Raw genomic sequence first — 12,611 nt, forward strand, 5'->3', positions numbered from 1 at the left:
TGAGTGAGCGGCTTTGTGCATCCTTTGAAGCTTGGGCGAGCCCACAACTTTGACATCAATGGAGTCTAAAATGGGAAAAAATATTCAACAAGCGACATTTAGCCGCTCTAAACTCGGGTTGGTGATAGCCACGTTTATCGCTTGTGCATCGGCAACCCCGTTCGCTTATGCCAATGGTCAATACCCCATCGTCGACACGAATCAAACTCAATGTAGCGGAACCCGCCAAGTACTTGAGACTTGCCCTACTTCAGGGGAAGCTGGATTTGGACAAGATGCGCAATATATCGGTCATGTCCCAAGCTACACCCAAAACAGCGATGGCACCGTCACTGACAATGTGACCGGTCTTATTTGGGCTGCGTCTATCGACACCAATGGTGACGGTAAAGTCACTGCGGCTGATAAAATGACCTATCAACAGGCGCTAAACTATGCCGCAACTCTAACGCTCGCGGGTCATTCAGATTGGCGTATCCCGAGCATCAAAGAGCTATTTTCACTTATTCTGTTAGATGGTGAAGATCCGAGTGGCATTAATGGTGCGGGTGAATATTCCATTCGTCCTTTTATCGACCATCAAAACCTCGATTTTCAATCTGGTGATATGGATGCTGGCGAACGTTTAATTGATTCTCAGTATGTCAGCAGTAATAAATACGTCAGTAAAACTCAAATGGGTGACCGCACTGACGATACCGTGTTTGGTGTTAACTTTATTGATGGTCGAATCAAAGGCTATGGTATGTCCAGTCCAAGAGGCGGCGAAAAAACATTCTATGTTTTGGCCGTTCGTGGCAACAACGATTATGGTATCAACCAATTCAATGATCAGGGCAACCAAACCATAAAAGATGCGGCAACCGGTCTGATCTGGCAACAGTCCGACAGCACCCAAGGCATGGATTGGCCATCAGCACTTAGCTACTGTGAAAACCTTGAACTAGGTGGACGTAGCGATTGGCGCTTACCGAACGTAAAAGAGCTGCAGTCTATCGTCGATTATTCTCGTTCGCCTGACACCTCAAACAGCGCAGCAATCGATCCGCTATTTACTATCTCAACCATCACCAATGAAGGCGGTAAACTCGATTATCCCAATTATTGGAGTAGCTCGACTCACCAAAACCTACGCAATGCAGCCAATGCTTCTTATGTCGCGTTTGGTCGCTCTATGGGCTATGTCCGTGGAAGTTGGGGTGACGTCCATGGTGCGGGAGCTCAACGCAGCGATCCTAAAGTAGACAATGGTAAAAGTTATCCCGAAGGTCATGGTCCACAAGGCGATGCAATTCGCTTCGATAATTACACCAAGTGTGTGACTGGCGGCGATGTACAGTTTGTTCAGCAACCAGCAGTACAGCAAAGGGCGACTAAAGTTTACACGCTCAGTGAAGTTGAAGATGAAATGTCTGGTCCGGGTGGCAACGGTGGCAGCGATAAGCGTTCAGGAAAACGTAACCCATTTGTCGACCTTGATAGCAATGGCGACGGCAAGTTATCTCAGCAGGAAGTAAAAGGTCCTTTAGCCCAACACTTCGATAAGCTCGACGTAAATGGCGATGGCTATCTTACTCAAGACGAAATACCTGCAAGAAAAAAATAAATTCGCGTAGCACCAAACCCACTGGTGCCGTCGCACTCCTTATTCATTAGCAGTGGATACTACCGACAAATCCCTAGCCATCGTTTGCGATGGACTAGGGATTTTATTATCTAGCGCTCCCCCTTGTGCACAAGCGTGTCAAATTTTCCATACACTTTAAACCTTCAAAGGCACTGCGAACAATCATTGACAGCGCGCCTTAACGGGCAGTGAAAATAAATTTACGCCAATAATTCATACAAAAAGTCCAGCGTAAACCAAGCCAAGCCGCACCAAATTAGTGCATCAATCAGCACTTGAATGGTGACATTCTATAAATCTCAGGAAGTGAAATACGCGTCCACTACTGCTAGCACATCATTTGCAACGCACAATAGTGAGTTCAATGATGAAAAAAACAGCAGTTAATTCATATTTTTTCACAAAAACTAGAAAATTCCACTTTTGGGACTTCCAACCTGAACCATAAACTGTTTTACTTGTCACCGATTTACGCGCTTTGATAAATTTTAAAAAGTGTACAAAAATGTATACAGCAAACTTTTGAGCGCCAAGAGCAAAACACAACAATTATTTTGGAGTTAACGTGGCAACAAGCAACGCGAACACAAAGCCCCGTGATACTTGGGGCTCGAAACTTGGTTTCGTTATGGCAGCAGCAGGTTCTGCTGTCGGTCTTGGTAACATTTGGAAATTCCCATACACCGCGGGTGAAAGTGGTGGTGGTGCATTTGTTGCTATCTATCTTATATTCGTTATCTTTATCGGTTTCAGCGTCATGCTGACTGAGTTTGCAGTGGGTCGTAAAACTGGTCTTTCTGCAGTTGGTGCATTTAAGTCTACTGACCGTCGTTGGACATTCGTTGGGGTTATTGGCGTCATCTCTGGTCTATTGATCATGGGCTTCTACCCTGTTGTTGGTGGCTGGTCTCTCGCTTACATCCAAAAAATCGCAACTGGTCTGTTAGACACGCCTGAAGCGATCGGTGGCAGCTTCGGTGCATTCATCTCGGATCCAGTACAACCTCTACTTTGGATGGCGCTATACCTAGTGCTGAACATTGTGATTGTTATCAAGGGTATTTCAGGTGGTATCGAAAAAGCAGGCAAGATTCTTATGCCTCTGCTATTTATCATCCTTATCATTGTTTCTATTCGTGGTTTAATGCTACCGGGTTCAATCGAAGGTCTTAAGTTCCTGTTTAACCCAGATTTCTCCAAAGTAGACAGCAGCGTTATTCTTGCGGCTCTTGGTCAAGCGTTCTTCTCTCTAAGTCTTGGTATGGGCTGTATGATTACTTACGGTAGCTACCTGAAGAAGAAAGAGAACCTAGTTCAAACCACCGCTATGGTAACAGCGATGGATACCAGCGTTGCTATCCTTGCTGGTGTGGCAATGTTCCCTGCTATGTTTGCTTTCGGTATGGAGCCAACCGCTGGTCCAGGTCTAGTATTTGGCGTTGTTCCACAACTGTTTGCTGAAATGGGCGGAATGGTTGGTTTACTGCTTGCGCTACTCTTCTTCGTTGGCCTAAGTGTTGCCGCGCTAACGTCTTCAGTTTCTCTGCTTGAAGTTGTGGTTTCATACCTAATCGACGAAAAAGGCATGAAGCGTACTACGGCTGTATTGCTATCTGCTGTCGTGATGGCACTACTTTGTATCATCGCATCGCTATCACTAGGTGGCGTGGGTCCAACTCTGTTTGATGTTGGCGCATTTGATATCTTCGACCTACTGACTGATAAGATCTTCCTTGCGGTTGGCGGTATGTTAGTGTGTATCTTCGCGGGTTGGAGACTAAACCGTGAAGACCTTAAGAAAGAAATCACTAACGATGGTGACGTCTCTTTCCCACTATTTAACCTATGGTACAACCTAGTTAAATACGTGATTCCATTTGCTATCGCTATCGTTGCAATCGCTGGTGTTAAAGGTGGTTTCGATGCGGGTAAAGGCGAAATCATGGTACTTGGTCTGGTTATGATCGCTGTGACTGCGCTGTTCTCGAAAAAACTGTAACTACAATTTTTCGAAGCTAGTCAAAAGGGAAGCCAATGGCTTCCCTTTTCTATTTCAAAATTTCAGTTCCCTCTACTCTATTCCGTCTATTCCGTCTATTCCGTCTATTCCAAGAATAACCACTCGTTGATCGGTTCCAAACCAACAAAATCGTATTCTCCACAACTCCTCCATATTGTTTTCATATTTCCCTGCCTTTTGTTACCAATACTTACAACTATCCACTAAGCACTTTCGTATCACAGTCCCTTATTAAAAAGGGAATGTTTAATTACCTTGTGAGGTTCAAATGAAAAAATATGTACTTACTTTAACCAGCTTGCTTCTTGTCTCTAGCCTTGCTTCTGCCGAAGGTCACCGTAAGCCACCAAGTTTTGACGAAATGGACCAAAATGGCGACGGTGTGCTGACCACTGATGAATTGCGTGGTCCTCTTCTGGATGATTTTGATAAATTTGATGTGGATGGCAGCGGTACATTAACAGAGGACGAACTACCAGAGCCTCCAGAACCTCGCCAATAAAATATGCGCCCTATTCATCGGCTTGCCTCTGTTTTCGGTGAGCCGTCAAATTAAGCACTGCCGTTTTGCTTGTCCTTCCCCCCACCCTAAAAGGGCGCAATACGGCGGTGCTTTCCCATATAGTTATAAAGGGATTTACTCTTGTCTGCTTATAAACACTTTCCCTACTTGTTCGTTTTAGCTCTTGTGCCGAATCATGGTTTTTCTGCACTGTATCGAGTTGTCGAGGTCGACACCTCAGCATTTCAGTCGGCTTCTGAGTACTACTCAGCATCCATTGCACCTTCAACCAGCCAAACTTCCTGCTTTGATAGCAGTTGCGACGAAGATGACCACCAAGTTGTTGGCTACAGTATGAATGGTTTAGAAGGATTACCTATCGACGAAGAAGTCCCGTTTGATATCGACAACCACTTTTACTATCTGACCTATAGTGATTTAGAAGACTATTGTGAGGATCAACTTGGCTACGCAACTTGCGAAGCGTGGGCAGAAAACCGTTGGTATGGCAGCTCGGATACTGGGATTGGCGGGTTACAAAATGAGCGACAAGCTTATTACAATGCAGACTATTCACCGTTATATGCCTCTTTTATCGAGAACGACAGTGATGTCACCCAGCAACAAGTCGTGCCCGATGATTATAGTGACGATGTCACCAGCGTTGATGACACCATGGAAATCAAGGCAAGAAAGGTAGATGCACAGGGCAATATTATCGCCAATGCCAGCAGCGGATACTTCAACTACAGTGGCTATTATGTGCTGCCTTATCGCTCTCGCGGTTTAATTGTTACCGATGACCAAACCATCAGCCTAGAACCGCAAGCCGACACCGAACTCACCTATGCCGATGAAGAATCCGAGCAGACCATTATTTCCCAAATGGGTGGGACGATCGCTTTTGACTCGTTCACATATTCAGATGGCACAGAAAGCCAAACTTATGTGGTAGGCAGTGCTGCTGTGGCAACATTTGACTACGATGATGACTCTAAAGAGTATTATTCAGACGTTGATATCTGTGCCGATGGCACTCTCACTCAACCGCTTCTTGATAGCGGCTGCCAAAACTTCCGTTTTGCATCAAAAGCCTACATTTGGTCACTGTCAGACGACGGCGAGACACGATTTTCGGTCGCCGATTGGGATACCAGTGATTATGCCAACTATGATGAAGCCTCTGCTCAAGCCAGTGTGCGCAGCGCGACGATTGTTGATCGAGAAGACAGTGACTATGACGGACTTCCCGTGTTGGTGGGCTTTAACACGGAATTAGAAAGTGACGATGACGCGATGATGATGCAAGCCGCCGTCTTTAGACCCAGCAATACTGAAAGCTTTGCCGTCGGTGAGGATGCGTGGGAAAGTACCTTTATCTCCAATACAGAATTGGAGCAAGATGGTGATTATATCTATAGCAATTCATTGGCTAAAGCCGTCAACAGCAACCTAATCGTTATTGGTGAAGCCAAGCGTAAAGGCAGTGTCCCTGTGAGTGGAACCGCAGCCAACCGTATGTTTGTCGCCGACGCCAATGACGCCACACCTAGTGCTACCTATTTCAACAATCTGGGACACAGCATCTTCTTTACCAGCGTCGGCGGTGAAGTCAACGGGATAAACAGCTTCAACGAGATTGTTGGTGAGGTCGACGCCGAAAGTCACTCAGAGATTGACAGTAGCCAACGTCGTCGCCGTGGTTTTATCTTGCCTTATGATGGCGAGGGCTCCGACGAAGATCGTATGACACGATTTGAATCAACCGCATGGTGGTTAGACGACTTGACCAATGGCGGTGACTACAGTGACGACAATAATGCCTATCGCATCGTGACCGCTTCGGACATTAATGATCAGGGTGTGATTTCCGCGACAGCGATTAAGTGTGAAGGTGGCTATGACAGTACTGAACACTTCGCAACCTGTGGCGAAGGCGATCAAGAAGAAACCGTGGTCGCGGTTAAATTGATGCCGATTCAAGACGCGACCAGTTATGACATTGAAGAGCGTGAAGAATCCACAGATACGGTTGATAGAGAAGGTGGCAGTAGCTCTTGGTGGTGGATGAGTTTGCTTGTTGCTTTGCTATTGATGCGTTTTGGTAGAGTGAGTAGAAGGTGCTAGGCTGATATGCCCCCGCAAAAGTAGACACGGGGTTTTAATTCATTAGTTCGAAATCCATGGGACTGACTCCACCTGAGGTCTCATGCCTTCTTATGGGATTATATGAATTAGTCTAGATGTAATCTGTCAGTTCCGTTACCTTGATGTGACTAGATCTGGCAGGTTGCCCTAAATCGGTTTTGCTCTGTTGCGTGTTAGTAGAAAAACCCAATCAAGGTCTATTCTCTTTAGTTTGCAATACCCATATTCTCATTTCAAACAGCTAACCAGTGGTGCTTCGAAACTCCCAAAAGTAATCGCTAAACAAGGATTTCTGCTTAATCTCACATTTACATATCTATTCCGTAATATTCAAACTTTCTGATCTCTAATTTTACCTGACAGCAGAGATAAATATCATGACGCTTTATAACAACATAACGTCATGATAATTATCAAAGCATGAAGACATTCAGCTTGAGTGCGTTTTTAAAAAACTGCATGGTAGAAATGGCTATAAACCATTTATTTACTATTCATGTTATCAATTGTCTATGCATCTACAATATCAGGAATGTATTTAAGGAATAAGCGATAAACAATATACCGGCCAATTTTTCTAATGGTTTCAGAACTTTGTTCATTGATGGCGCTACTCGCTCTGTCGTTAACAGGAAAGGCACAATCGTAAACCAGCTTAAGCAGATTGCTGTAATAACAAGTCCATACTTAATTTGATCTAGCAACACGGTATCCGTAGAGATCACCTGACTGAATACGCTAATAAAGAATAAGGTGGCTTTTGGGTTAAATAGATTATTGAGAAAACCCTGTATCCAGTAGTTCTCTCGCTTTTTGTTTTTCAGCTGCCCCGCTGAAGGCTGGCTCGACCTCAGAGAAAGATAACCTAAGTAAAACAAATAACTAGCGCCGCAATACTTCATGATATCCATTATAAAATCGGAATGTACGGAAGCCAAACGGATAATGCATATCGAGTAGGTGATATGAACCCAAATGGCAGTCGACACGCCAAAAGCCGTAATTATCCCCGCTCGTCGGGAGCCGACTATAGAGTTTCGAGAAACAATCAGAAAATCGGGGCCGGGCGTAATAATGGTAATAGTGGTAATCGTCAGCAAAGAAAATAGCTCCGTAAGATTCATAGCTACCTCAAAGAAGGCAAGTTTTTGGTCAACTTATCCACTTTTTTTCTTTTTCCGTATATCACCACGCCATCAATATCCAGTTCATCAAAGTTGTCTTCAGATATGGACTCAGAATAGTCTGCATACGACCGGACGCCTTCCGCCCGTCTCAGGAACATAGTGTGATAACAACCCGCTTGTCGGGTCGATTTAATCAGGTCGCTATATGTTTTATCTTCAGGCCGCGTAAGGATAATAATCGGTAACTGAGTAAAGCCTTCGATACTGATGTTATCCCGTGTTATGTGGCTTTTGCCGACAATAGCTGGGTGTTTTGCAGCGAGTCCTGACATCAAAACCGCAGCCCTGTTAGCCGTTACCCCTTTGTTCATATCATCATCAATGATAATAACGATTTTGTTTTCGAACACATTACTCATAATGACTCTCCTTCAATCTGGCTTTTTTCGAATAGATCTAGAAGGTGGGGCTCGGGTAGTCGCTCTTCATTTAAGTCTATCGCTTTATGCGGGTATGGCTGAATGGTTGCATCGGTATATCCAACAGATGACCATGTCCCCTTTTCGTAGGTATCCGTTATTTCGATTGATTTTAGTGCTTTTACACCCTTGAACTGATAAAGGTCGAACACCATTAGTCTGACTGGCTGCCCCCGTTTAAATGAAAGAGGCTCTCCATCCATATGGGTTACTAACCAGCTATCTCCGCGCAGCAGCGTCTCTATAGACGTTGTATCAACATAGCCACCAAGGCTGGTTGCTTTCACAAACTTGCCTTGTGGGTTGGCAAGGGCAAGAAAGTCAGAGAGCCTGAATCCTGCCCACTCGCACTCAAGGCTCCATCCGTTGACGCAGTAAAATCGTCTGCGACCTCTGACCTGGGGAATATGTTTGTGAAGTTCATTTAAAGGAATACTTACCGCGCTCTCTACCATTCCGGTAATATCGAGGTAATGATCGTCTGCTTCTACAATGACTTTTTCTTTGTTGCCGACATATTCCCAGAAAAATGTTGGTATACGCATAGTTAACTCCTTACATCTTGTGCGATACGAAATCCGATAATGTTGTCCCGTAAGTCTGGCGTATATGACCAGCGTGCTGCAGCCCGAAGGCGAGAGGCGTCGGTTGTCCATGCGCCTCCTTTCAGAACTCTGCGGCGGGATACCCGTTCTTCTCGGTAGAAGCTCATGTTCCGTTTTTGGGGCGTGTCGGTATGAAAATAATCTGAACACCATTCATACAGGTTTCCTGCCATTTGATAGCAGCCAAACGGGGAGACATTTGTCGGAAATTTATCAACATCAACAGATGCTATTTCAATGGGTACATAGTCAGGTGAGAAGTTGGCTATCGCAAGTGTCGGCTCATCCTGTCCCCAAGGGTATATAATGCCCTGAGACCCTCTTGCGGCCTTTTCCCACTCAACTTCTGTTGGCAGGCGACCATTTGCCCATCTTGCATAAGCCTCAGCTTCGAAAAAGCTAATCCCCGTTACGGGTTGGTTATCTCCTGTATATCGGCTTTCGTCCCAAAAGGCTGGCTGCATCTGCTTACTCTCTTTTAGCCATGCAAAGCCGTCTTTAGACCAGAAATCGGCTTTTTCATATCCTCCGGATTCTATAAACGCTCGGAACTGAGAGTTGGTTACCTGATACTTTGATATGCGAAACGCAGGGATATCGACTAACACCTTTGGTGATTCAGAGGCTGTATCAGAGCCCACATAAGCAGTGCCACAAGGTATTAATATCATCTCATCTAAACTCATAACTTAGACCTCTTAAATATTCGGATGATGAAGGTGGAAGGCTTGCAAAAAAGAGCATTTCTGGAGAGCCAAATTCATGAACCGTTTTAAGTCCATGAATCTTTCTCGCTGATTCAGTGGTAATACATGCGTCGACATTCCCCTCAGCACACAACCTTGCTGCATCGGAATTACTACTCGCATCGATTATGCTGATATGCGTCCCTGCCTTCCGTAATAGAACAGATGGGGAAGGGTGAGAAGCTATTGCAGTTGCTACTTCCAGTGATATTTTTTTCTCTGGTTTGCAGGCTAGTTGCATGTTGTCCAACTTCATTTTGTACTGATCAAAAAAAAGCGAGTGATCATGGTTAGAAAAAAATAACTCATGCTCCCGGAAATAAACCGCGCATGTCCATGCAAGATTCACTTCTCCATGCTTGTACTCGGATTCTGACCGGGTAACTGCCTCTTCCGGGGTTTCACAGAAAATAATGTTTTCTTTTTCTGTTAAGCCATTTTTTGTCGACCAACCATTAGCTGCCTGAGATATATTGCTGCCTTTCGGTCCTAATACGTAGTGATTCAGTCTGGTTACATAAGCGCTTCTAAACAGATTATTGGCACTGTTAAATGAGATTAGTGAGTCACTAAATGTTGGTAAGCCTAGTTCAACTGATGCTGCATTCATATTTTTATCCATATGATTTAATTGATACTATCCTGCCAAACCTGACGGAAATAATTTTGTTGATTTTTGTCCTCATTAGTTTCAATATGGGTAAATTATTTCTAAATTGAGCGCTAAAGTGAAAAATATTACCGGAAGGATGCATCGTTCCGATGTAGATATACTTGAGGAGCTACAAAATGACAGCCGTGTCACCGTTAGTGAGTTAGCAGACAGGGTTAATTTAAGTGATAGCCCATGTTGGCGAAGATGGAAGAAGCTGGAAGAAGAGGGGTATATTACCGGTTACAGCGCCACGTTGGATAGAAAAAAGCTGGGTCTGCAAGTTGTTGGCTTTAGTCAGATAAGATTAAACAGCCATCACCCGATAGACACAGAGAAATTTGAACTTGCAATACGGGAGTTTAACTGGGTAATGACCTGCTTCTGTATTACAGGGGAAGCTGATTTTATTGTTCAAATCGTTGCCAACAACCTTGACCAGTACTACGAAAGAGCATCGGAGTTAAGAAGACTACCTTATGTGTGGTCTATTCAGTCTAGTATTGCTATTAAAGAAGTGAAGAATACCAACCAGCTCCCTCTAAGGAATTAAAGATAACGGTAATTCCGGGTAGGTATAGCTAACCCTTATGGTGGTTACGCTGATGGTATTAGTTCATACAGAATGCATGGATATGCTAATATATTGCAATTTAATTTCGAAAAAAGCTGAATGCATGATAAAAGGAGCTGTCCAATTCCGTGGAAAAATGACCATTGAACCTTATTCTTTTAGGCTGCCGAAGTAGGCTTTCTCTTTCTTTAAGAATTCATTCTCCATCTCTGTCATCTCCAGTCGCTTCTTCAACTCTCGAACTTCTTTCTCAAGTTGAGTAACGGAATTTTCTGACCCTCGGCTTGGAATGGGGTTTGAAGTGTTCTTTTTTGAGGTCAATTGACGTCTCTATTTGGTTAAAAGTGATGGGTGAATATTTAAAGATTCTGCCACTAACTTTACCGTATCTGGGGAATTTAGTGATTGTTGAACTGCTTTTCTTTTAAATTCGTCTGAATATTGTTTGCGAGAGGTGATTTGCATGACACCTAATCCTTATATTAGGTGTCATGCCTTTTTTATGATTAGTACGTAAAGTGCTAAACAGAGGATAGAGAGACTAAGGTCTGGGTGTACTCATGTTGGGGTTGTGCAAACATTTGTTGAGTGTTGCCATGCTCAACGATCTCGCCGTTACGCATCACAATAGTATGGTGGCACAAGGACTTAACCACTGTTAGGTCATGGCTGATAAACAGATAGGTCAGACCATACTTAATCTGTAATGTTTTCAACAAATCCAATACTTGAGCTTGCACGGTGCGGTCTAGAGATGACGTTGGTTCATCGAGCAAGATAAATTCCGGTTTGAGAATCAAAGCACGCGCAATGGCAATTCGCTGTCTTTGCCCACCAGAAAATTCATTTGGATAGCGATGACGCGTTTCAGGATCTAAGTCTACTTCACGCATGACATCGCATATCATGTCATCGAGTGTCGCTTCGTGATGATCAAAATGCACCTTTAGCCCTTCACCAATCACTTGAGCCACTGACATTCGCGGGTTCAATGCTGAAAATGGGTCTTGAAACACCACCTGCATTCGACTGCGAAACGGCAGCATCCCTTTGCGATCGAGGTTAGCGATGGATTGACCATCGTATTCAATACTTCCCTCACTGGCGACCAATTTAAGGATTGCCATGCCGGTGGTTGATTTACCTGAGCCACTTTCTCCGACTAAACCGATAGAGTAGCCTCGCTGCAATTGGAAATTCATATCGGTCACTGCTTTGACATGATCGACCACTCGCTGGAACAAGCCGCCCTTAATAGGGAACCATACTTTCAGTTTATCGACCGACAATAAGGTTTTTGCTTCACTGTCCACCTCAACAGGCAGACCGCGAGGGTCGGATTCAATCAGCTTTTTGGTATAAGGATGACTCGGCTGAGTGAACAAGGTTTTACATTCATTTACTTCGACTAGATTCCCTTGCTGCATGACGGCAACACGGTCAGCAATTCGACGCACAATACTCAGATCATGGGTGATAAACAGCATCGCCATACCGAGTTCTTGTTGTAGCTCTTTGAGTAGATCTAAAATTTGCGCTTGCACGGAGACATCCAATGCCGTGGTCGGCTCATCAGCGATCAACAGTTCTGGCTCGTTGCTGAGCGCCATCGCAATCATGACCCTTTGTCGTTCACCACCGGATAACTCATGAGGATAGGCATTGATCTTCTGCTGCGGCTCACGTATGCCGACCTTTGTTAGCCATTCTATCGCTAACTGCTCCGCTTTTCGGGTACGCATGCCACGGTGGATTGCCAAGGTTTCCACCAATTGCTTGCCTATCTTATGCAGCGGATTTAACGACACCATTGGCTCTTGAAAGATCATGCCAATACGACCGCCGCGAATACCACGCAACTGTCGTTCAGAGCAGCTCAACATATCAATACCATCGAAGGTGATACTGCCCTGTAAATAGTGACTCGAACCCTTGGGTAACAGTTTCATCACTGAGTTTGCTGTCACGGATTTTCCCGATCCACTCTCGCCCACTAAGGCTAAGGTTTCACCCTTTTTTATCGCCAGTGATACTCCCTCTGTGACGGTTCTGACATCGTCACCGCGTCCAAAACCCACCGAGAGATTTTCAATAGTCAGTACCGCGGCACTTTGATTTATATCCGACATAT

General features: G+C 44.6%; 13 protein-coding genes. 5 read left to right on the forward strand and 8 right to left on the reverse strand.

Translation table 11 applies throughout. From position 1 onward, the window contains the following. The first annotated feature begins 70 nt into the window (after positions 1 to 70). From L9Q39_RS17120 to L9Q39_RS17135, 4 genes are all read left to right on the forward strand, one after another. A complete protein-coding gene (locus tag L9Q39_RS17120) occupies positions 71 to 1,606 on the forward strand; it encodes an Lcl domain-containing protein (protein WP_237486305.1) in 1,536 nt (511 codons plus the stop codon). Positions 1,607 to 2,192: 586 nt separating this feature from the next. Beyond that, complete coding sequence (locus L9Q39_RS17125; RefSeq protein ID WP_237486306.1) at positions 2,193 to 3,626, forward strand: sodium-dependent transporter; 1,434 nt, start codon at positions 2,193 to 2,195, stop codon at positions 3,624 to 3,626. A gap of 289 nt (positions 3,627 to 3,915) precedes the next feature. Beyond that, positions 3,916 to 4,149: an EF-hand domain-containing protein gene (locus tag L9Q39_RS17130; protein ID WP_237486307.1), complete on the forward strand. Its 234-nt coding sequence runs from the start codon at positions 3,916 to 3,918 to the stop codon at positions 4,147 to 4,149. A gap of 141 nt (positions 4,150 to 4,290) precedes the next feature. Continuing rightward, positions 4,291 to 6,276 (forward strand): DUF3466 family protein, encoded by a 1,986-nt coding sequence (locus tag L9Q39_RS17135; RefSeq protein ID WP_237486308.1) that lies wholly within the window; start codon positions 4,291 to 4,293, stop codon positions 6,274 to 6,276. A 539-nt stretch (positions 6,277 to 6,815) separates the two neighbouring features. On the opposite strand, the gene L9Q39_RS17140 is transcribed toward L9Q39_RS17135, so the two are convergent. The 5 genes from L9Q39_RS17140 to L9Q39_RS17160 are packed head-to-tail and all read right to left on the reverse strand — an operon-like array spanning position 6,816 to position 9,864. Beyond that, positions 6,816 to 7,421 carry a LysE family translocator gene (locus tag L9Q39_RS17140; RefSeq protein ID WP_237486309.1) on the reverse strand — a complete coding sequence of 202 codons (606 nt, stop codon included), beginning with the start codon at positions 7,419 to 7,421 and terminating at the stop codon, positions 6,816 to 6,818. Between the two features lie 2 nt (positions 7,422 to 7,423). Continuing rightward, positions 7,424 to 7,843 (reverse strand): DUF2000 domain-containing protein, encoded by a 420-nt coding sequence (locus L9Q39_RS17145; protein ID WP_237486310.1) that lies wholly within the window; start codon positions 7,841 to 7,843, stop codon positions 7,424 to 7,426. Then, positions 7,840 to 8,448, reverse strand: coding sequence for a molybdopterin-dependent oxidoreductase (locus L9Q39_RS17150; RefSeq protein ID WP_237486311.1), 609 nt, complete (start codon positions 8,446 to 8,448; stop codon positions 7,840 to 7,842). The genes L9Q39_RS17145 and L9Q39_RS17150 overlap by 4 nt, the downstream gene beginning before the upstream one ends. Positions 8,449 to 8,450: 2 nt before the next feature. Continuing rightward, positions 8,451 to 9,179 (reverse strand): formylglycine-generating enzyme family protein, encoded by a 729-nt coding sequence (locus L9Q39_RS17155; RefSeq protein ID WP_237486312.1) that lies wholly within the window; start codon positions 9,177 to 9,179, stop codon positions 8,451 to 8,453. Position 9,180: 1 nt separating this feature from the next. After that, positions 9,181 to 9,864 carry a prephenate dehydratase domain-containing protein gene (locus L9Q39_RS17160; protein WP_237486313.1) on the reverse strand — a complete coding sequence of 228 codons (684 nt, stop codon included), beginning with the start codon at positions 9,862 to 9,864 and terminating at the stop codon, positions 9,181 to 9,183. 118 nt (positions 9,865 to 9,982) lie between these two features. Here L9Q39_RS17160 and L9Q39_RS17165 point away from each other — a divergent pair, with 118 nt between their 5' ends. After that, complete coding sequence (locus L9Q39_RS17165) at positions 9,983 to 10,459, forward strand: Lrp/AsnC family transcriptional regulator (RefSeq protein ID WP_435532849.1); 477 nt, start codon at positions 9,983 to 9,985, stop codon at positions 10,457 to 10,459. Between the two features lie 171 nt (positions 10,460 to 10,630). Here the strand turns inward: L9Q39_RS17165 and L9Q39_RS17170 are convergent, their stop codons facing one another. From L9Q39_RS17170 to L9Q39_RS17175, 3 genes are read right to left on the reverse strand one after another with little or no spacing between them, the layout of a single operon-like run. Then, positions 10,631 to 10,801 carry a hypothetical protein gene (locus L9Q39_RS17170; RefSeq protein ID WP_237486314.1) on the reverse strand — a complete coding sequence of 57 codons (171 nt, stop codon included), beginning with the start codon at positions 10,799 to 10,801 and terminating at the stop codon, positions 10,631 to 10,633. 9 nt (positions 10,802 to 10,810) lie between these two features. After that, on the reverse strand, positions 10,811 to 10,945 hold the full coding sequence (locus L9Q39_RS20710; protein ID WP_354004658.1) for a transposase: 135 nt from the start codon (positions 10,943 to 10,945) through the stop codon (positions 10,811 to 10,813). Between the two features lie 56 nt (positions 10,946 to 11,001). After that, positions 11,002 to 12,609, reverse strand: coding sequence for an ABC transporter ATP-binding protein (locus tag L9Q39_RS17175; RefSeq protein WP_237486315.1), 1,608 nt, complete (start codon positions 12,607 to 12,609; stop codon positions 11,002 to 11,004). Positions 12,610 to 12,611 lie beyond the last annotated feature (2 nt).

The sequence above is a fragment of the Vibrio hippocampi genome, assembly GCF_921292975.1.
Taxonomy (GTDB): Bacteria; Pseudomonadota; Gammaproteobacteria; order Enterobacterales; family Vibrionaceae; genus Vibrio; species Vibrio hippocampi.